Source organism: Bacillus glycinifermentans (assembly GCF_001042475.2).
In the GTDB taxonomy this organism is placed as follows: domain Bacteria; phylum Bacillota; class Bacilli; order Bacillales; family Bacillaceae; genus Bacillus; species Bacillus glycinifermentans.
Genome location: NZ_LECW02000011.1, coordinates 35,457 through 55,339, shown reverse-complemented (window position 1 = coordinate 55,339; position 19,883 = coordinate 35,457). Strand labels below are relative to the sequence as shown.

19 protein-coding genes are annotated in these 19,883 nt (G+C 46.6%); all 19 read right to left on the bottom strand.

What is annotated here, in order from left to right:
- Nucleotides 1–227: 227 nt before the first annotated feature.
- The 19 genes from lysS to spoIIE all read right to left on the bottom strand — a co-directional run bounded on the left by lysS (nucleotide 228) and on the right by spoIIE (nucleotide 19,879).
- Entirely contained in the window at nucleotides 228–1,727 is a 1,500-nt protein-coding gene (gene lysS, locus AB447_RS08000) for a lysine--tRNA ligase (protein ID WP_048355685.1), read from the bottom strand.
- An 83-nt stretch (nucleotides 1,728–1,810) separates the two neighbouring features.
- Nucleotides 1,811–2,812: a tRNA dihydrouridine synthase DusB gene (gene dusB / locus AB447_RS07995; protein WP_048355684.1), complete on the bottom strand. Its 1,002-nt coding sequence runs from the start codon at nucleotides 2,810–2,812 to the stop codon at nucleotides 1,811–1,813.
- Nucleotides 2,813–2,828: 16 nt separating this feature from the next.
- Entirely contained in the window at nucleotides 2,829–3,038 is a 210-nt protein-coding gene (locus tag AB447_RS25100) for a helix-turn-helix domain-containing protein (RefSeq protein WP_046131818.1), read from the bottom strand.
- Nucleotides 2,990–3,490, bottom strand: a complete 501-nt coding sequence (folK, locus tag AB447_RS07990; protein WP_048355683.1) for a 2-amino-4-hydroxy-6-hydroxymethyldihydropteridine diphosphokinase — start codon at nucleotides 3,488–3,490, stop codon at nucleotides 2,990–2,992. Before folK ends, AB447_RS25100 begins: the two co-directional genes overlap by 49 nt.
- Nucleotides 3,487–3,849, bottom strand: coding sequence for a dihydroneopterin aldolase (gene folB / locus AB447_RS07985; protein WP_082634634.1), 363 nt, complete (start codon nucleotides 3,847–3,849; stop codon nucleotides 3,487–3,489). The genes folK and folB overlap by 4 nt, the downstream gene beginning before the upstream one ends.
- A complete protein-coding gene (gene folP / locus AB447_RS07980; RefSeq protein WP_048355682.1) occupies nucleotides 3,842–4,699 on the bottom strand; it encodes a dihydropteroate synthase in 858 nt (285 codons plus the stop codon). Before folP ends, folB begins: the two co-directional genes overlap by 8 nt.
- A 17-nt stretch (nucleotides 4,700–4,716) precedes the next feature.
- The gene (gene pabC / locus AB447_RS07975; protein ID WP_048355681.1) at nucleotides 4,717–5,574 is read right to left on the bottom strand and encodes an aminodeoxychorismate lyase; all 858 of its coding nucleotides are present in this window, start codon (nucleotides 5,572–5,574) and stop codon (nucleotides 4,717–4,719) included.
- Nucleotides 5,571–6,155, bottom strand: a complete 585-nt coding sequence (pabA, locus tag AB447_RS07970; protein WP_048355680.1) for an aminodeoxychorismate/anthranilate synthase component II — start codon at nucleotides 6,153–6,155, stop codon at nucleotides 5,571–5,573. The genes pabC and pabA overlap by 4 nt, the downstream gene beginning before the upstream one ends.
- A complete protein-coding gene (locus AB447_RS07965; RefSeq protein WP_048355679.1) occupies nucleotides 6,152–7,582 on the bottom strand; it encodes an anthranilate synthase component I family protein in 1,431 nt (476 codons plus the stop codon). Before AB447_RS07965 ends, pabA begins: the two co-directional genes overlap by 4 nt.
- A 147-nt stretch (nucleotides 7,583–7,729) precedes the next feature.
- Nucleotides 7,730–8,656, bottom strand: a complete 927-nt coding sequence (gene cysK, locus AB447_RS07960; protein WP_048355678.1) for a cysteine synthase A — start codon at nucleotides 8,654–8,656, stop codon at nucleotides 7,730–7,732.
- 70 nt (nucleotides 8,657–8,726) lie between these two features.
- On the bottom strand, nucleotides 8,727–9,620 hold the full coding sequence (locus tag AB447_RS07955; protein WP_057957507.1) for a peptidyl-prolyl cis-trans isomerase: 894 nt from the start codon (nucleotides 9,618–9,620) through the stop codon (nucleotides 8,727–8,729).
- Between the two features lie 53 nt (nucleotides 9,621–9,673).
- Nucleotides 9,674–10,543 carry an Hsp33 family molecular chaperone HslO gene (gene hslO, locus AB447_RS07950; RefSeq protein WP_048356471.1) on the bottom strand — a complete coding sequence of 290 codons (870 nt, stop codon included), beginning with the start codon at nucleotides 10,541–10,543 and terminating at the stop codon, nucleotides 9,674–9,676.
- A 10-nt stretch (nucleotides 10,544–10,553) separates the two neighbouring features.
- Nucleotides 10,554–11,330, bottom strand: coding sequence for a type III pantothenate kinase (locus tag AB447_RS07945; protein WP_048356470.1), 777 nt, complete (start codon nucleotides 11,328–11,330; stop codon nucleotides 10,554–10,556).
- A 190-nt stretch (nucleotides 11,331–11,520) separates the two neighbouring features.
- A complete protein-coding gene (gene ftsH / locus AB447_RS07940) occupies nucleotides 11,521–13,440 on the bottom strand; it encodes an ATP-dependent zinc metalloprotease FtsH (protein WP_048356469.1) in 1,920 nt (639 codons plus the stop codon).
- A gap of 85 nt (nucleotides 13,441–13,525) precedes the next feature.
- Nucleotides 13,526–14,065 carry a hypoxanthine phosphoribosyltransferase gene (hpt, locus tag AB447_RS07935; RefSeq protein WP_048356468.1) on the bottom strand — a complete coding sequence of 180 codons (540 nt, stop codon included), beginning with the start codon at nucleotides 14,063–14,065 and terminating at the stop codon, nucleotides 13,526–13,528.
- A complete protein-coding gene (gene tilS, locus AB447_RS07930) occupies nucleotides 14,049–15,479 on the bottom strand; it encodes a tRNA lysidine(34) synthetase TilS (protein WP_048356467.1) in 1,431 nt (476 codons plus the stop codon). Before tilS ends, hpt begins: the two co-directional genes overlap by 17 nt.
- A gap of 100 nt (nucleotides 15,480–15,579) precedes the next feature.
- A complete protein-coding gene (locus tag AB447_RS07925) occupies nucleotides 15,580–16,617 on the bottom strand; it encodes a protein kinase domain-containing protein (RefSeq protein ID WP_057957506.1) in 1,038 nt (345 codons plus the stop codon).
- Nucleotides 16,583–17,320, bottom strand: coding sequence for a VWA domain-containing protein (locus AB447_RS07920; protein WP_048356466.1), 738 nt, complete (start codon nucleotides 17,318–17,320; stop codon nucleotides 16,583–16,585). The genes AB447_RS07925 and AB447_RS07920 overlap by 35 nt, the downstream gene beginning before the upstream one ends.
- Nucleotides 17,321–17,389: 69 nt before the next feature.
- A complete protein-coding gene (gene spoIIE, locus AB447_RS07915; RefSeq protein WP_048356465.1) occupies nucleotides 17,390–19,879 on the bottom strand; it encodes a stage II sporulation protein E in 2,490 nt (829 codons plus the stop codon).
- Nucleotides 19,880–19,883: the final 4 nt, after the last annotated feature.

Here is a 19,883-nt window from a genome sequence, read left to right as displayed (position 1 = left end):
TAGTTTTCAAAGATCATTTATCAAAGCGACTTTTATATTATATCCAATCTCTAATATAAAGTCAAGAACTTTTTTCAAGTTCTTTTTTTGTTTCATTGCCTGTTTCGCGGCAACGAATAATAATATACCACCGTATTTACGATTGTGCAATACTTTTTTAAGAAAAAATTAAATTTGTTTTAAATTAAGCCGGAACCGCTGTAAAAGCGGCTTCGGCTTAGGGGAAATTAACGATGCCTCATTTGCGGGAATAGTAAAACGTCCCTGATTGAAGGAGAATTCGTCAACAGCATAATAAGCCGGTCAATTCCAATTCCTAAACCGCCTGTCGGAGGCATTCCGTATTCCAATGCTTCGACGAAGTCTTCATCCATCATATGGGCTTCATCATTACCCTCTTCACGTTCTTTTAATTGCGCCTCAAAACGCTCTTTTTGATCAATAGGGTCATTTAGTTCAGTAAATGCATTCGCGTGCTCACGGCCCACGATAAACAGCTCAAATCGGTCCGTAAAGCGAGGATCTTCCGGATTTTTCTTTGCTAGCGGCGATATTTCAACCGGGTGTCCGTATATAAAGGTCGGCTGAATAAGCGTTTCTTCGACTTTTTGTTCAAAGAACTCATTGATGATATGCCCTACTGACATATTCTCAGAAATTTCAACCCCGTGCTCTTTTGCGTATGCTCTCGCTTCAGCCAAAGATACTTCTTTCCAGAAATCAATGCCGGTCAATTCCTTAACGGCATCAACCATGTGAAGTCTCTTCCATTCAGGTTTCAGGTCGACTTCATGCTCCCCATATTGAACAGTTGTAGTGCCCAGTACTTCCTCAGCAATGTGAGCAATGAGGTTTTCTGTTAATCTCATGATATCTTTATAGTCGGCATAAGCTTCATACAGTTCTATCATCGTAAATTCAGGGTTATGACGGGTAGAGACACCTTCATTGCGGAATACGCGTCCGATTTCATAAACCTTTTCCAATCCGCCGACAATCAGCCTTTTCAGGTGAAGCTCGATGGCGATCCTCATATAAAGCGGCATATCGAGCGCATTATGATGGGTGATGAACGGACGGGCAGACGCACCGCCTGGGATCGAGTGCATCATTGGTGTTTCAACCTCTAAGTATCCGTGGCTGTCCAAGTATCTTCTCATAGACTGAATGATTTTGCTGCGCGCAATAAACGTTTTTTTGCTGTCCGGATTCACGATCAAATCCAAATAACGCTGGCGGTAGCGCTGCTCTATGTCTTTTAAGCCGTGATATTTATCAGGAAGCGGGCGAAGGGCCTTCGTTAAAAGGTCAAATGATGTTGCTTTAACAGACAGTTCGCCTACGTTCGTTTTAAACATGACGCCTGTGACGCCGACGATATCGCCCAAGTCGGAGCTTTTAAACAGCTCATACCGCTCTTCACCGACGCTGTCTTTTCTTACGTAAATCTGAATTTGACCTTGCAAATCCTGAATATGCGCAAACCCGGCTTTCCCTTTGCCTCGTTTTGTCATCATCCGTCCTGCAATGGTGACTTCAATTGCTTTCTCCTCTAACTCTTCTTTTGAAAACCCGTTGTACAGGTCGATCAGTTCGCCTGATTGATGCGAGCGGTCAAAACGCTGACCGAACGGATCTTTGCCGCTCTCCCTTAGTTGACTCATTTTTTCCCGTCTGACTTGCAGTTGATCGTTCAATTCTTCATGATTATGCTCTTCATGACTCATCAGTATCACTCCGTTACTTTTATTCTTTCAGGAAAAAAGCAGAAAAACTGCCAGTGAAAACTGGCAGTGAGCAGAGGTCGGATTTATCCTACTTTTGCATCCTGAAGCTCTTTTGCCTCGGCTTCAATCGTAAACGCATCCAGCAGTTGAACAAGCTCATCTCTTGTTTCACAATTGTTGATTTCGTTCCGGACCTTTGCGTTTCCTCTTATGCCTTTTAAATACCAAGCTGCATGCTTTCTCATTTCGCGAACCGCTACATGCTCTCCTTTAAGCTTAATTAAACGGTCGAGGTGAAGCTTGCAGACAGACATTTTTTCGCGCACTTTCGGTTCATCTTTCAGCTCGCCCGTTTCCAGGTAATGAACCGTACGGTAAATCATCCACGGATTACCCAAAGCGGCACGGCCGATCATGACGCCGTCCACCCCTGTTTCATCAAGCATGCGTTTGGCATCTTGAGGCGTTTTTACGTCACCGTTGCCGATGACAGGGATTGAGACAGACTGCTTCACTTCTTTGATGATATCCCAGTTCGCCGTTCCTTCATACATTTGAACGCGGGTCCGGCCGTGAAGAGCCACCGCTTTTCCGCCTGCGCGTTCAACGGCTTTCGCATTTTCAACCGCATAGATGTGATCTTCGTCCCAACCCATTCTCATTTTGACCGTAACGGGCTTATTCACGGATTCGACAACGGCAGAAACCATTTCGTAAATTTTATTCGGATCGAGCAGCCATTTGGCTCCCGCATCGCATTTTGTAATTTTCGGTACCGGACATCCCATGTTTATATCAATAATATCAGCTGTCGTGTTTTGATCAACAAACTTTGCGGCTTCGACAAGCGTTTCCTTTTCACCGCCGAAAATTTGCAGGCTGAGCGGCTTTTCGCGTTCATCGATGTAAAGCATTCCCATCGTTTTTGCGTTATTATAGAGGATCGCTTTGTCGCTTACCATTTCGGCGCACACGAGGCCCGCTCCGAACTCTTTGACTGTCAGGCGGAAAGCGGAGTTGCACACCCCGGCCATCGGCGCTAACACAACCCTGTTTTTCAATTCAATATCACCGATTTTAAACATTTTGAGTCCTCCTTTCTTATTCTTCTGATGGAGATAATTCCTCCACTGTTATATTTAACGTATTGGCTACATCCCTGAGCATGCTTTCCGACGGCATACGATTTCCCCGTTCTACCTCGCCGAGTACAGAAACGGATATACCGAGCGCTTTTGCAAACCCTTCTTGAGTATAACCTTTCAGCTTTCTGTACGCACGAATTCGTCTACCCCAGATTTCCGTTTCCATATCCTTACACCTTCTCGATTTTTTGCATGATCACAAGACCCCTCAAAATCCGGATAAATCTCCAGCAGCGGGACGAGTACAAACATACGTTCATGCATTCTCGGATGAGGAACTGTGAGTTGCTCTGTCTCAATATTTTCACGATTATACAGCAAAATGTCAAGGTCTGCCGTTCTCGGACCCCATCTGATCTCGCGGGTCCGGCCGAGCTCATTTTCGATGCTTTGCGTCAAATCGAGCAATTCAAACGGAGAAAGAGACGTCCTGACTTTTGCCGCCATGTTTAAAAATAGATCCTGATCGGTGTACCCGACGGGATCTGTTTCATAAATCGAAGACACGTCGGTAACCGTCACGTACGGATGCTGATGAAGGAGAGCGACGGCTTTTTTTAAATATTCTTCCCGCTGGCCGATATTGGAGCCCAGCGCTATATATGCAGTATGTGTCATGTCCGCTTTCTCGTCATTTCGATAGCTACGGATTTATAGTGGCCGGGTATCGGCGGATCGGGTTTTATCACTTTCACGGTGCATTCCTGAACCGTCTGAAATTGTTTGAGCACGCGCCCTGCTATTGTTTCCGCAAGGGTTTCGACAAGGTTGACCGGCTCTCCTTCCACGACCTCTTTGCAAAGCTTATACAGCTCAGCGTAATTAATGGTCGCATCAATACGATCGGTTTTCCCCGCTTCACTCAGGTCAAGATGGGCCGTCAAATCGACGCGAAATCGCTGGCCGAGTTTGTTCTCCTCCTCGAAAACGCCGTGATACCCGTAAAACTCCATGCCTTCAACATAAACTTTATCGATGATAAGCGCCTCCTTTATCAATCATGGCATCCATCATTTTCGCCATTCTTGAGATTTGCTTGACATCGTGAACCCTGACAATGTCGCATCCTTTTTGAATTCCCAGGCATACCGTCGCCCCCGTACCTTCTGCCCTCTCCTCAGGCGGAAGGTCCAAAACGCGGCCGATGAATGTTTTGCGCGAAGTCCCTAATAAAACCGGATACCCCAAATTGCAGAACGCTTCGAGCTGGTTCATGACGGCAAGGTTGTCCTTAAACGTTTTCGCAAATCCGATCCCCGGATCCAAGATGATGTGATGGTCCGGGACGCCGGCGGCTTTTGCAAGATTGACGCATTCCATCAAATCAGAAATCATGTCCGGTATCAAATTTTTATAATTCCGCTCATGGCGATTGTGCATTAAAATAATCGGCACATCGTGAGAAGCAGCGACCGTCGCCATGTCCGGATCTGCCTTGCCCCCCCAGACGTCATTGATGATAGAAGCCCCGGCTTTTATCGCTTCATCCGCGACGCAGGCCTTATATGTGTCTATCGAAATCGGCGCATCGATTTCCTGAACCAGCTTTTCAATAACAGGTATGACCCTTTCCAGTTCTTCATCGGCAGAAACCTCGACTGAGCCGGGCCTTGTTGATTCTCCTCCGATATCAATGATATGTGCGCCGTCTTCTATCATTTGTTTTGCATGAATCAAAGCGCGATCTATGCTGTTGTATTTCCCTCCATCTGAAAACGAATCAGGAGTCACGTTTAAAATCCCCATAATCAACGTTTTGTCTTCATATGACAACGTATGGTGTTTTGCAATCAACTGTTTTGAACGGGCCAATGTTTGCGGCGCCATATCCTTCACCCTTTAGATCATTTATAGTCTTTGATGCTTTTTCTATCGTTAGTGTATACCTCTTGCAGACTTTTTGTCAGGCTTCCATCCTTTCCCGGAAATAGGGCATTGCCGATTTTCCGAAAAGGCACGATTTCCTGAACGGAATTGGTCATCCAGGCTTCATCCGCACCAAGCAGATGTTCCAACGGGTATTCCCCCTGCCTGACGTCAACATCCATTTTTTCAAGGCACTCCATGATATAGCGTCTTGTCACTCCGTCTAAAATCCCTGTCTTGAGTGATGGTGTATACACGCATCCGTCTCTTGTCCAAAAAACATTGGAAACAATTCCTTCGGCAACAGCTCCGCCGTCCGTCAGAAAGATCCCCTCTTTTAACGGATCATTTCCGATTTCTCTTTTTCCGTATAAATTATTCAAAAAATGATGGGATTTCAGGCGAAACAGGCCTTCCGGCGTATTTCTGCGGACGTTTAGCACAACCCCTTCAATTTCAGCCGGCACAGCTGAAGGGTCAAAGGCGTTCATGATCACCATGACGCCGGGCTGTTTGTACGAATCGGCAGAAAGCCCTGACGGAGAGGGTCCCGCGGATACATTCAGGCGGACCCTCGCATCTCCGTTTGGCGGCTGATTCAGCTCCAGAAGCCTGGTCAGCACGTCCATTACATCATCCTTCGTGAGCGAAACTTCGATTTTCAGATCACTTACTGATTTTTCAAGCCGTTCCAAATGCCGTTTCAAGAGGAATGGCTTCCCTCCATAAAGGCGGAATGTTTCAAAAACACCGATTCCATATAGAAAACCGTGGTCAAACGGAGAAAGTCTCGCTTCCCCCTCCTCCAAGTATTGACCGTTCAGGTAAATGATCATGCATTCACTTTCTTTCGGTATGTCTTAATAAAGTTTTTCAGCATGTCTTTTCCAAAGGAGGTCATGATGGACTCCGGATGGAATTGCACGCCTTCAACCGGCAATTCCTTATGCCTGATCGCCATGATTTCCCCTTCTTCTGTCCATGCTGATGTGACAAAGCATTCAGGCAGCGTTTCAGGCTTTACGATCAGTGAATGATATCGGGTGGCGGTCAGCGGGTTTTCAAGATTTTTAAAGATCGTTAACCCGTCGTGTAAAATCTCGGATGTTTTCCCGTGCATCAAACGTTCCGCCCTGACCACGTCGCCGCCGAAGACCTGAGCGATCGACTGGTGTCCGAGACAGACGCCGAAAATCGGAATCTTCCCGGCAAAAAACCGGATTGCTTCAAGGCTGATCCCTGCTTCATCCGGGCTGCACGGTCCAGGTGAAATCATCAGAAAGTCAGGGGACATGTCTTCGATATCCGCGAGCGCGATCTCATCATTCCGCTTCACAACAAGCTCTTCGCCAAGCTCTCCTAAATACTGAACCAAATTGTACGTAAACGAATCATAATTGTCGATCATTAAAATCATTTCTCAACTCTCCTCTGCTCTTTTTTCTCTTCTTCACTCAGCTCTATCGCCTTTTTCATCGCTATGGCCTTTTTGAACGATTCCTTGTATTCATGCTTAGGGTTTGAATCGATGACGATTCCCGCTCCCGACTGCATGAACGCATGGCCTGCTTTAACATAGATCGTCCGGATGACGATATTAAAGTGCATATCTTGATTATATCCGAACCATCCTATAGAACCAGTATAAAGCCCTCGCCGCGTCGGCTCAAGCTCCTCAATAATTTCCATCGTCCTGACCTTCGGCGCCCCGGTAATCGTTCCTCCCGGGAACACGGCATGGATTACGTCTACGGCGTCGCACTCATCTCTTATTTCCCCGCACACGTTTGACACAATGTGCATCACATGGGAGTATTTTTCAATCACCATAAATTCATTGACGCGCACGGAACCGTATTTTGACACTCTTCCAAGGTCATTTCGCTCCAAATCAACAAGCATGACATGTTCCGCGCGTTCTTTCTCATTCATGATCAGTTCGTTTGCAAGCGATTCATCCTCTGCCTCATCTCTTCCCCGGGATCTCGTCCCTGCGATCGGCCTTGTTTCAAGAAGCCACCCTTTCTTTTTAATGAGCAGTTCTGGCGATCCGCAAATCACTTGAAAATCGGGCGTTTCCAAATAGGCCATGTAAGGTGACGGATTCACTTCCCTTAACATTTTATAGACGTCAAATGACGGTGCCGACAGCCTTTCTGACTGCCGCAAAGAGAGGTTAACCTGAAAGACGTCTCCGCTTGCAATATATTGCTTTATTTTCTCCACGGCTTGTGAAAAACCGGCTTCGGTAAACGATGAAGCAAATGTTGCGCCCTTGTTTTCAGCGGGCTTTTCACGTTTTACCGCTTCGCTGTCCTCCAATTTCCACATCTTTTCAAGCAGATCCAGCTTCTCATAAGCTGCGGAGAGCTCGTCCTCTTCGGTGTGGGTGATCAGCCAAAGCTGCTCCTTTGCATGATCATAAACGGCCAAATCGTCGAACACGAGAAAAAATAAATCAGGCGTTTGCAGATCATCGATTGACAGGAGCTTAAATTTTTCAATATACCGGGCATAATCATAGCTTAAAAAGCCGATAGCCCCTCCCTGAAAATCTGGAAAATCTGCAACCGTCTCCGTTTTCAGCGTTTGAAACCACCTTGTGAACTGCAAAAACGGATCTCCCTCTTTGAATATGGTCTCCCCTTTATAATGGATCGTTGTGATGCCATCTTTTCCTTTCGCTATGGCCACAGGGTCAATGCCGGCAATACTGTATTCGCCGCCTCTGGCGCTTTCCAGAAGAACATGATGTTCTTTCCCTTTGGAAAGGTGCTCATACCGCTGTAAAAAACGCTCATTGGAAAAAGGAAACGTTCTAGCTACGGGCCTTCGTTGTCTCATCGTAATCATTCCTCTGCCGTTATTCTACTGTCCCTATTGTAAAGCATCTCTTTTTTCTAGGAAAAGAGAATTTCGTTTCCAATACGTAAAAAACCGCGAAAACACAAAAAACCGCCGACAATGTCGACGGCCTATGGCTTTCCGTATTTATTCAAATTGATAAAGCGGCGTGCTTAAGTATCTTTCTCCGTTGCTCGGAAGCACCGCGAGCACTTTTTTGCCTTTTCCAAGCTTTTTGGCGACCTGAAGCGCGGCAAAAATCGCAGCACCTGAAGAAATTCCGCCGAGCACTCCTTCTTCTTTCGCTGCTTTGCGGGCATATTCGAAGGCTTCTTCATTTTTAACCGTAATGATTTCATCATAAACATCGGTATTCAAAATCTCAGGAACGAATCCGGCTCCGATTCCCTGTATTTTATGCGGACCCGGTTTTCCTCCGGAAAGAACCGGCGAGTCCGTCGGCTCAACCGCGAATATTTTGATGGAAGGGTGTTTTTCTTTCAGCACTTCTCCTGCACCTGTGATCGTTCCGCCTGTACCGATACCTGCGATGAACGCATCAAGACCTTCATCGCCGAATTGCTCGGCGATTTCTCGGCCTGTCGTACGGCGGTGAATTTCGGCATTCGCAGGGTTGTTGAATTGCTGCGGCATGAAATAGCCGTGCTCTTTCGCAAGCTCTTCCGCCTTTTTAATGGCCCCTTTCATGCCTTCCGCACCCGGCGTCAGCACGAGCTCAGCACCGTAAGCGCGAAGAAGGTTGCGGCGTTCAGAACTCATCGTATCAGGCATGACGAGAATCGCTTTAATGCCTTTTGCGGCAGCAACCATCGCCAGGCCGATTCCCGTATTTCCGCTTGTCGGCTCAATGATGGTGTCTCCTTCTTTCAAAAGGCCTTTTTCTTCAGCGTCTTCGATCATCGCAAGCGCAATCCGGTCTTTTACACTGCTTCCCGGATTCATATACTCCAGTTTTACATATACATCAGCGCTGTCTTCATCGGCTAGTCGATTTAATTTTACGATCGGTGTATTTCCAATTAAGTCATAAACAGAGTTTGCAACGCGAACCAATTATGAACACCTCAATTTCCGAGTATTTTTATTGGGATTATAAATAATTTATCAATATCAAAATATTTTGTCAATCTTTATTTTTTCGGTCATAGAACCACGAAACATCCGCATCTTTCCAAAGCGTTTTGACCGACGCTTTGTCTCCTAATTGATCCATGGCAATCTGTCTTCGGATTTGGTCCTTTACTTGATCGTATGTAAATGTCCGCCCGTCGAGCTTTTCTTTTCGCAGGACGATCGCGTAGCCTTGGCTGACTTTAAGCGGCTCTGTCGTCCATTGATCGTCTTTTAGACGTTTGGCCGTCTCTATGTATTCTGAAGGGACGTTATCCCGCTGTTCGTTGACGAATCCAAGGTCTCCTCCATATGGAGCCGTATACCGGTCTGTCGAGTGTTCCGCGGCGGCGGCTTCAAAGCTTGAACCGTCCTTCAACTCTTTTAAAACCCGCTCGGCTTCGCTTTTTTCTTTTACAACGATGTGCTTCAGCCGGTAAGAATCATCGAATGTGTATAAGTCCTTGTTTTTTTGGTAAAACGATTTTAATTCGTTGTCAGAAATGACGATATCTTTCGTCAGCAATTCTTCAAGAAGGATATTATGCCTGATTTGCTCTCTCCACTCTTTTTCCGTCGTGCCTTCATCTTCGTAAAAAGAATTGTATACGGCTTTGATCAGAAGAAATTCCCTGTCGATTTCGTCTTTAGAGACGCTGATTTTGTTTTTTTCGGCGAGCCGGTCGACGACCCGGTCATTAATCATATCCTCCAATGTTGATTTCCCATACCGCTCTTCCATTTTACTCAGCCATTCTTCCCTCGTAATTTCGTTATTGCCAATATTGGCAATAACCTCCTGAGCAGATGAAGAAGAAGCCGTCATCGATTTTGTAAGGACGTATGCGATTACAATGCAATTGACGAAAAGTGCACCCAATACGATCGGCACCAGTCTTGATTTCAAATTTGTTTCTCCCCTTTCCTTATTGTAAAAGACCCGCTAACGGGTAGCGGGTATTATATCTCATTTAGAAGCGCTTCAAGCTCTTCCTTTGTAAACAAATACGTTTCATTGCAGAAATGACATTGCGCTTCAGCCTTGCCGTCTTCATCGATCATCGCCTGAATCTCCTGTTTGCCAAGTCCGATAATCCCTCTTGCAAAGCGCTCCTTCGAACAATTGCACGCAAAGCGGACGGGAACTGTCTCAAGCACTTCCGGTTCCTCTCCCAAGACAGCGCTAAGTACTTCTTCAGGTGTAAGGCCCTTTTGAATCAGCTTAGATATCGGCTCCACTTTTGATAAATTGGTTTCAAGCTTTGTAATGGTTGCATCGTCAGTACCCGGGAGCAGCTGAATGATAAACCCGCCTGCTGCCAAAATCGTATTGTCGGGATTGACGAGAACGCCGACGCCTACGGATGACGGAACTTGCTCGGACGAAACGAGGTAATACGTAAAATCCTCGCCGAGCTCCCCGGAAACGATCTCAACCTGGCCCGTAAACAGCTCGCGCATCCCGAGGTCTTTCACGACGCTTAATGTCCCGGAAGTTCCGACCGCTCTTCTGACGTCAAGCTTCCCTTGTTCATTCAAATCGAAATGAACGTGCGGATTTGAGACATATCCCCTTACTTCACCTTTTGCGTTCCCGTCGGCGACGATGGCCCCGATCGGCCCGCCCCCTTCGATTTTAACCGTAAGCTTATCTTCGCCTTTCAGCATCGAGCCGAGCATCACGGCCGCCGTCATCGTCCTGCCTAAAGCGGCAGAGGCCGTAGGCCATGTATTGTGGCGCCTTTGCGCTTCATGTATTGTTTCTGTCGTTCTCGCTGCATATGCGCGGACTTTGCCGTCATACGCTATGGCTTTTACTAAATAATCCATTGTCATCCTCCTAAACACTTTCAACGCGATTCCGTTCGTAAATCAGTTCCAGCCCTTTTAACGTAAGGAACGGATCTACGACATCGATGCAGTCGGATTCATCGGCAATCAATGATGCAAGACCGCCTGTCGCAATTACTTTCGGATTTTGCCGCGACTGCCATTTCATCCGTTTGACAATGCCTTCGACCTGTCCGACATAGCCGTAAAGAATGCCGGATTGCATCGCGCTGACCGTACTTTTGCCGATGATGTTATCCGGCCGGGCAATTTCAATTCTCGGAAGCTTGGCAGCTCTCGAATAAAGGGCTTCGGTCGATATCGTAATACCGGGTGCGATCGCTCCGCCCATGTATTCCTTGCGCTCATTAATATAACAGTACGTTGTCGCCGTTCCAAAATCAACCACGATCAGCGGGCTTCCGTAGAGATGAATGGCCGCCACAGCATTTACGATGCGGTCTGCCCCGACTTCTTTCGGATTATCGTATTTGATATTTAATCCCGTTTTCATGCCGGGACCGACAATTTGCGGTTCGATGTGAAAATATTTGGTGCACATTCTTTCGAGCGCGAACATGATCGGCGGGACAACGGAAGAAATGATGATTCCTTCAATTTGGTCAAACATCAATCCCACATAATCAAATAAAGAACGAATGAGCATACCGAATTCATCCTCTGTTTTATGGCGGCTCGTTTCGATCCGCCAGTGATATTCGAGCTCTCCGTTATGATATACACCGAGGACGGTGTTCGTATTTCCCACATCTATAACAAGTAACATCTGATCACCACTTTTGACTAGTTTCTCTTACTTGGACATAAAACATTCTACCATCATACAATACACGATGCCGATTCTTTTTGTAAACGAATCAAAACTGTCCGGGGAAACCGATGTCCGAACGGAAAACAAAAAAACTGCCAAAAGCAATGTTTGGCAGTTTTTCTTTCAAGAATGGAAAGCGAGCCGGTTACTCTTTTTCATCCTCTTTTTTCTCTTGATCTTCTCGTTTGTTGATGTTCACTTTCACGTCATCTGTTTTCTCATCATCAGCTGAAACATCGCGGTCAGGAAGTCTTCCGTTTTCGTACAGATGCTTGATTTGCTCAGCATCGAGCGTTTCAACTTCCAGCAATGTTTGAGCGATCAGTTCAAGTTTGTCGCGTTTCTCGGTCAGGATCTCTTTCGCACGTTCATAACATTCTTTAATGATACGCTGAATTTCCTTATCGATTTCGTACGCGATCGCATCGCTGTAGTTTTGGTCATTGTTGAAGTCGCGGCCTAAGAACACCTGACCGCCTTGTGACTGTCCAAACTGAAGCGGACCAAGTTTTTCGGACATACCGAATTCCGTTACCATCCGTCTTGCAATGTTCGTAGCACGCTGGAAGTCGTTATGGGCTCCCGTGCTGACTTCACCGAAGGTAATCTCTTCAGATACGCGCCCTCCAAGCAGGCCGACGATTTTATCAAGAAGCTCCGGCTTCGTTTGGAAATAACGGTCTTCCCTAGGCAACATGACGGCATAACCGCCCGCTTGGCCGCGGGGAACGATCGTTACTTTGTGCACCATATCGGCTTCGTCCAACACCAGGCCGATGACGGTGTGACCCGCTTCGTGATATGCCACGATATTGCGTTCTTTTTTGGAAATAACCCTGCTTTTTTTGGCAGGACCTGCAATGACACGATCTGTCGCTTCATCAATGTCAGTCATGTCGATTTTCTTTTTGTCATGACGGGCCGCTACAAGAGCCGCTTCATTGAGAAGGTTCTCAAGATCCGCACCTGAGAATCCAGGCGTTCTCATCGCAATCGCTTTTAAGTTTACCGATTCGTCAAGCGGTTTATTTCTCGCATGTACTTTCAGGACAGCTTCACGTCCTTTAACATCCGGACGGTCAACCGTGATTTGACGGTCAAAGCGTCCCGGGCGCAGCAATGCAGGGTCCAGGATATCGGCGCGGTTTGTCGCAGCGATAATAATGATCCCTTCATTGGCGCTGAATCCGTCCATTTCGACAAGCAGCTGGTTCAGCGTTTGTTCACGTTCATCGTGACCGCCGCCAAGGCCGGCTCCCCGCTGGCGTCCGACGGCATCAATTTCATCGATGAAAATCAGACACGGCGCATTCTTCTTTGCATTTTCAAACAAGTCGCGCACACGGGATGCACCGACCCCGACGAACATTTCAACGAAGTCTGATCCGCTAATGCTGAAGAAAGGCACGCCCGCTTCACCCGCACAAGCTTTCGCCAGCAATGTTTTACCGGTTCCCGGAGGTCCGACTAAAAGCACGCCTTTTGGAATTCTCGCTCCGAGCTCAACGAATTTGCGCGGATCTTTCAGGAAATCAACGACTTCTACCAGCTCTTGCTTTTCCTCATCCGCTCCTGCCACATCTTTAAATTTGACGCGTTTCTTTTCTTCGGTATAGAGCTTCGCCTTGCTTTTACCAAAGTTCATGACACGGCTTCCGCCGCCTTGAGCCTGATTAAGCAGGAAGAAGAAAAGAATGAAGATAATAACAAAAGGGATTATGGTGGTAAAGAAGGTCACCCATCCGCTCGTTTCCTGAGCAGGTTCAACCAGTACCTTCATTTTCTTAGCGTCGGCAACAATCTGGTCTGCCCCGCGTCCTTCAGGTACATGGGTCAGGAAATACTGGTCTTTGGCATAATTCTTCAGCTGCCCTCTGACCTCATACACACCTCTCACAGGCTGCATGGAAACATTAGTAACCTTCCCGTTTTCAAGGTTTGAAACAAAGTCACTGTACGTCATATTTTCGGTTTTCGGATTTGCGGTTTGGAAGTAGCTCACAACTCCGATCACAACTAATAAAATAAGTAAATAAAAAATGGTATTACGGAAGACCCGATTCATTCCTTACCTCCTCCCACAGTAAGCACAACTATGTTCAATAGTATCATAGAAAATCGTTCCAATACAACAGATATCCCTTACCCAATCAGCTTTCATAAACCGCCGGTTTTAGCACTCCGATGTAAGGCAAATTGCGGTAGCGTTCCGCATAGTCAAGACCGTATCCTACAACGAAAGCATCCGGAACCTCAAAACCGACGTAGTCCGCTTTGATATCCGCCTTGCGTCCGCTCGGTTTATCAAGAAGGGTAACAATCTTAATCGACTTCGCCTTGCGGTATCGGAAAAGCTCTACAAGATAACTCAAAGTCAGCCCACTGTCGATGATGTCTTCAATAATCAAGATGTCACGGCCCTCTACAGACGTATCCAAATCCTTAATGATTTTAACCTCTCCGGAAGATACCGTGGAATTGCCATAGCTTGATACATCCATGAAATCCATTTCCAAGTAAGTATCAATATGCTTGATAAGGTCAGCCATAAATGGCATGGCCCCCTTCAATACACCGATGGCCAGCGGGAACTTGTCGCTATACTCTTCCGTTAAGGAAGCGCCGAGCTCCTTGACTTTCTGCTGGATCTCATCCTCGGAGATCAAAATATTCTCAATATCGTGTTTCATTCTTTGCTAGCCCCCTACACTTTTCATGCTGTCTATATTGTAATACAATGCGATCATTGTTTGTAACATCAAGTTCCTCAAAATCGGTTTTTTTCAGACCCGGTATCCAGATAATCCTTCCTTCCGCGTCTGTCACAATGGGCCAGCTGTCTCTTTTTGCAAGAGGCACTTTTTCATCAATAAATATATCTTTTACCTTTTTTGAGCCGTTCATCCCTTTAAGTTTGATTCTGTCCCCTTTTTGCCTTGTCCGCACATAAAGGGGGAAATGAACCTGCTTTGGACTTGTTGCAAAAACATCATTTCCTTTCAAAGTAAGATCTTTGCCTTGTCTCGTCACATGAAGAGAGAAGCCGCCCGGAAGCATCAGGTCTTCTTCGTCTGCTCCGCTTATTTCATAATGATAGGAAATGTTTTCACATTGCAACGGGTGAAATGTAAACAAACATGTATGATAAGATTTGACCACTTTTAACCCATTTGGAAAATCAAGCGAACCGGATGGATCTTTTTTTGAAATCCATTCCAGAAGGACTTTAATATGATGGGCTGAAAACGCAGATGGAACGTTTTCATAAAGATAGTTTAATATTAGTTGAACTCCTCTTCTTTGTAAAGGCAAAGGCAGTTCAAGAAGCCGTTCAACGCTGATCTTGACGCTGGAACTCGACTTGTCTGTGATTACTGTATTCATTTTATCTTTCGTTAATGCCTGTAAGTATATTTCATCTTCAGCCAGCGAATCGCTGACTGTTTGAAAACGCTTATGGACATCTTCCGACTCCGCCTTTAAGAAAGGGAGAACATGATGCCGGAACCTGTTCCGTGTATAATCATCTTCATCATTGCTCGGATCCGTTCTAAACGGTACATGATTCGCCTTGCAGTAATCCAAAATGTCTTCCTTGGAAAGACCGAGAAACGGCCTGATCAGCCATCCCTCTCCAAATCGCCGCTTTGGCCGGATGCCGGCTAGTCCTAAGCCGATGGTTCCCTTCGCCAATTTCATCAGCATCGTCTCAATTTGATCATCCCCATGATGAGCGAGGGCCAAATATTCCGCACGGTGCTTTTCCATCTGGTCTTTAAAGAAGCGAAAGCGCAGTTCCCTTGCCGCTGCCTGTTTGTTGAGATTTTTTTCGGCGGCATACTTTTGAACGTTAATCTGCAGCGCCTCGCAAAGAATGCCCTCCGCTTCGCAAAATTCCTGTACAAACCGCATGTCCTGTTCAGACTCAGCGCCTCTGAACATGTGATCGACGTGTGCGGCAATCAGTGTTGCCGAAGCAGGAATCGTATATTTCAACGCATGAAGCAGAGCCATCGAATCAGGCCCTCCGGAGACTCCTGCAATGATTGTCACTTCGTCAAAAGACAGATCGTTTTTTTTCATAAACTTTTCAATACTTTTCACGATGTCCTCCCACTAAAAGCAGGGTGTATTTCAAAAGATATAAATATCCTAACACTTTCAATCATTCCCTGCAAAGAAGAGCTATCGCCGGATAATCCGCTCACATAAAAAAGAGAACGATATACGCAAAATAAAAGGCGAGGACGCTGACGACAATCAGCAATGTTTCAAAGATGCCCCCGGATTTCCGGCGCTTCCTTTTCAGTTTGCGACCGCTTCTCATCTGCTGGCGCGACACGGCCGGCCTCCTTTGTGCCGCGCTATTCGGCGGAGCCGACACAGAAGAAGCATATCCGGTTCTTGATGAACGCAGCCTTTCGCTGCCGTCGGGGCGGCCGGCCTCAAGCAGGCCCTTCTTCATGTCATCAGCCGTTTTGTATGCTCCTTTAAAAGCCGATACCAGAACCGTTTTGTAGGTTTTTAAAAACGGATGGCTGTCGATGACTGAAAGAAGCTGGCTCATTGGATTTCCGGTTTTTTTGAATTCTTTTTTCACCGCGCAATTTATCATGATCATCGCAACGGAAAACAAATCATACGAAGGTTCGGCCTTGCGTGTCCCGCACACCCAATATCCCCTGTCAAAAAACTCGGTGTATTCCTTGATTGCCCGGCCTTTTTTTGTCGTTCCCCCGACATCGATGCAGCGGATTCTTGCCGGGGACCCCGTTACGATCAGATTTTCAGGTTTTAAGTCTCCAAATACCCACCCTTCGCGGTGGATGATGGATAAATTGGACAGAAGCTGGCTGATCAGTACAGGAATCCACTCTTCCCCTTTTTCGGCGATATAACGCAAAAGAAGCGGCCCCTCTATATATTCCATAACGTAAAATGAAAGTTTTTTGCCGCCGCCCGATACATGCATATCGTCCACGTCAAAAAAAGAAGGCCCCATTGCTCTTGCCTGGGCCTTTGAGAAAGATTTGAGAACATTCACTTCCGAGGTAATCGACAGGCTGTCATCGCTTACTTTCAACGCCACGCGGCCTCCTTTGGAATCGGCCAGATAAACAACGCCATTAGCCCCTTTTCCAAGCTGTCTGATGATCTTATAGGAATGATTGTTCCACTTTCCAACAATGGTTGAACCCGGCTTTAGATTACCCGCCAAACTCGTCGAAGCGTCTTTCATCATCTTCTAACATGCTCCTTCTCGAGCCGATTTTTTTAAAATGCTGAATAGCCTCCCGGATTGCCGGCCCTGTCGGCGTAATGCCCCCGGCGGCAAGCTTCGAAAATATTGAGGAAAGGGATTCAAACTTTGGCGTCCAATCAAGCACGAGTTCGACCTCTTGTTTTTTCCCGGGAAATATAAACATCGCAAATTCGTTTTCGCCGATCCGGGAATTCAGACTGATGGACAGATCGATCAAAGCCTCTTTGACCGTCGGCAGCTTCGGGTTCATGCTGGCGCTCGTATCAACAAGCACAAGGACGTGTAAATGAACGGTTTCTCCTAGTTCATCAACGACTTCCATAACCTCGCCGCGTTTATCAGGAGGCAGTTCATCCATTTCTGCATGTCTTCCGAGAATCTGTTTGAGCTCATTGTTCACAACGCCTTGGAGTGTTTGGGTCATCGCTTTTTTCGTGACCATCTGCACCGTCTGCGACAGCTGCGAGGCATAAACCACCTGATGAACGCCGCCTCCGGCGAGAGCGATACCTTCGACTTCCTTCATTGCTTCTTGATCCATTGTATTTTCTTCCATAATTCCGATTACATTCACGGTTATTCCCTGCTCTTTCGCAAAGGCTGCCATGGCCTGCGGATCTTCACCGCGGTTTGAACAGCCGTCGGTAATCAGCAGGATTTGATTTAAGTGCCCCTTTTTCATTGCGATTCCTCCTGGACAAAGATATCTTTAATTCCATCATCGCCAGAAGAAATCTGATTTATACGAATGCTAAGAAATCTCTTGGTTCTTTTGGAAAAAAGCAGGTGCAGGAATTGAGGCCCACTTCGGCGTATTATGGTCTATTCTGATGACGATCACCGTCATATCGTCCTCGATGAGCCCCGATCTCGTCCGGATCACCTCTTCCATAATTAAATCTGCGATTTCCTGAGGGTCTTCGGTTTTGAGCGATTTCAGCTTCCTTTTCATCCAGAGATCGTGGTTTTCCACATGCCTCGGTCCTTCAAAAATGCCGTCGCTCATCATGATCAAAATGTCACCGGCTTTTAGCTGTTCGCTGACGACGTCAACGTCAAACTCAGAAATAATGCCGATCGGCAAATTGCTCGCCTGGACTTTGATGATTTGATCCGCTCTCTTAATAAAGCTCGGCGTTGAACCGATTTTTAAAAACTTGCAGCTTGCATCCTGGAGGTCGATGATCGATAAATCCAGCGTCGAGTAAATTTCGTCGGTCGTTCTTAACGACAGAATGCTGTTTATCGTCTTAATCGCTACTTTTTCGTCAATTCCCGACTGAAGGATTTTCTCCAGAAGCTTAATCGTCTCATTGCTTTCAAAGTGCGCTCTTGCACCGTTTCCCATGCCGTCGCTGATGGCCGCGGCATACTTGCCGGCTCCGAGTTCCATCATATTGTAGCTGTCGCCGGAGACAAGGCCGCCGCCTTTCGCCGCATGGGCTGCACCCGTTATCACGCGGTACGATTTCGCTGAGCCGAAGGCGACATGGCAGTATCCGTTCGGGTGGCCGGCACATTGTTCTGCCTTGACGATAATCTGCTCTTCAAGAATATCGGAAAGCATCGGCGCAATGATTTTTTCGCATTCCCCGTGCCCGTTGCAAAACGGAATACTCATTTCGATGTCAATGTTTCCTTGATCAAGGCAGTAAATTTCAACTTGCTGAATTTCAACGCCGAAATGCTGGAGCGCTTCCCTGATTTGTTCTTCCTGGATGAAATGCTGTTCCCTTTCCCTTTTTATTTCCCGAGAAAAGTCGGCCATCACCTGAGAAACGCCGAGAAGCTGCTCGGCAACAAGCCGCCTGCTGTCATGAACCTTTTGTTTTAAAGCCTGATTGGCTCTAAAATGAGTCAGCTCGTCCTCTATCAACGCTTCAACCTGTTTTGATTTTGAACAGTGCTGGTGAAATTCTTTTTTCAGCTTGCGGTTTTTATAATATTGCTTTTCTTCCGTTTCTTGCATAACCCGCTTCATTAAATCATATGTTTTATCAAAGTTCTGCACCCAGCATTTATTTTTCTTATAGCATGATTGACAGGAATGTTCTGTCACCGTGCTTAAAAACAAATCGATTTCCTTCTCTTTCACTTCATCCTCAGGAACGGTGTGGTAAAATGTAGAAAAACTGTCAGATAAAGCGTGAAACACGCTTGAAAACTGATCGACTTTTTGAGCCGTGACATCGCGGATTTTTCTCGCATATTGCTGCTGCTCCTGCGCATGCTCGGTCGTTCCCGGAATATGCTTGGCCACTTTTTTTGTAATCGACTGGGGTGTTAACAGAAACAGCCCGATCGCGATCAGCGATTCATACAGTGTCGGTACAAGCTCGGCCGAGCCCCCGCCGTAAAGGGAAATCAGCAAAGAGCCAATCAGCAGGCCGACCGCCGCCCCCGCTTTTTTACCCTCTTTCAGCAGGCCGCCAAGCAGGCCGGAAAAAGCGAGCAGGCTCATCTGGTATAGGTTTCCGATATTCGAAAGGCTGAGAATCAGCCCGGTCACAACCCCTACTGTACAGCCGATGCTGGCTCCGCCGATAAACGAGAAAGTCAGCACGACATAACGGGCCAATATCAGTTCAGCCTGCATGCCTTGAAACGAAACCCCCGTAAGCCCGGTGAGAACAGATGCAATTAAAATCATAAAGCAAATGATCTCTTCGATTTTCAATGAATGCTTCGCACGTTTAGACGTAACGATCGGCAGGCTTTGCAAAAAAATCAGCGTTAAAATAAACGATAATCCGGCTTCGACAAACGCCATAATGTAATGATAGCCTGAGACCGTTCCGTATTGAGCGTAAACAAAGCCGCACCTTGTCAGCGACATCGCCAAAAAAACGACAACAGGCAATGTCCTGACACGGTCTTTTATAATAAGAGAGGTCATTTTTGAGCATACCGCAAATGATACTAGCGCCGCGAGAACGAACAGGGAATGCTGCGGGGATATGCTTAATGCGCCCGCCAGCAGCGCCAGACATGCCATGAGGGCCTTGTCCTTTTTGATCAAAAGCATTGCTCCGAAAAATGGAAGAGCAAAGGGAATAACCTCTGACAAAATGAAGGCTCGTCCCAATAAAAAACCAATGACCATATAAATCAGCCCTTTATAAAAAAAGAGCGAATACAAGTGCTGCATCATGAGCTTTGCCATTTTGCCGAACCATGCATACATTTTTTGAACAAGAGGCCCCGCCATCGGGCTGTTAACTCTTCTTTCCGCTTTTTCCATGCTC

Coding starts and splice junctions, on each gene's coding strand:
- lysS (WP_048355685.1), bottom strand. CDS start 1,727: ATGAGTCATGAAGAGCATAATCATGAAGAATTGAACGATCAACTGCAA.
- dusB (WP_048355684.1), bottom strand. CDS start 2,812: ATGTTTAAAATCGGTGATATTGAATTGAAAAACAGGGTTGTGTTAGCG.
- AB447_RS25100 (WP_046131818.1), bottom strand. CDS start 3,038: ATGGAAACGGAAATCTGGGGTAGACGAATTCGTGCGTACAGAAAGCTG.
- folK (WP_048355683.1), bottom strand. CDS start 3,490: ATGACACATACTGCATATATAGCGCTGGGCTCCAATATCGGCCAGCGG.
- folP (WP_048355682.1), bottom strand. CDS start 4,699: ATGGCGCCGCAAACATTGGCCCGTTCAAAACAGTTGATTGCAAAACAC.
- pabC (WP_048355681.1), bottom strand. CDS start 5,574: ATGATCATTTACCTGAACGGTCAATACTTGGAGGAGGGGGAAGCGAGA.
- pabA (WP_048355680.1), bottom strand. CDS start 6,155: ATGATTTTAATGATCGACAATTATGATTCGTTTACGTACAATTTGGTT.
- AB447_RS07965 (WP_048355679.1), bottom strand. CDS start 7,582: ATGAGACAACGAAGGCCCGTAGCTAGAACGTTTCCTTTTTCCAATGAG.
- hslO (WP_048356471.1), bottom strand. CDS start 10,543: ATGGATTATTTAGTAAAAGCCATAGCGTATGACGGCAAAGTCCGCGCA.
- AB447_RS07945 (WP_048356470.1), bottom strand. CDS start 11,330: ATGTTACTTGTTATAGATGTGGGAAATACGAACACCGTCCTCGGTGTA.
- ftsH (WP_048356469.1), bottom strand. CDS start 13,440: ATGAATCGGGTCTTCCGTAATACCATTTTTTATTTACTTATTTTATTA.
- hpt (WP_048356468.1), bottom strand. CDS start 14,065: ATGAAACACGATATTGAGAATATTTTGATCTCCGAGGATGAGATCCAG.
- AB447_RS07925 (WP_057957506.1), bottom strand. CDS start 16,617: ATGATGAAAGACGCTTCGACGAGTTTGGCGGGTAATCTAAAGCCGGGT.
- AB447_RS07920 (WP_048356466.1), bottom strand. CDS start 17,320: ATGAAAAAGGGGCACTTAAATCAAATCCTGCTGATTACCGACGGCTGT.
- spoIIE (WP_048356465.1), bottom strand. CDS start 19,879: ATGGAAAAAGCGGAAAGAAGAGTTAACAGCCCGATGGCGGGGCCTCTT.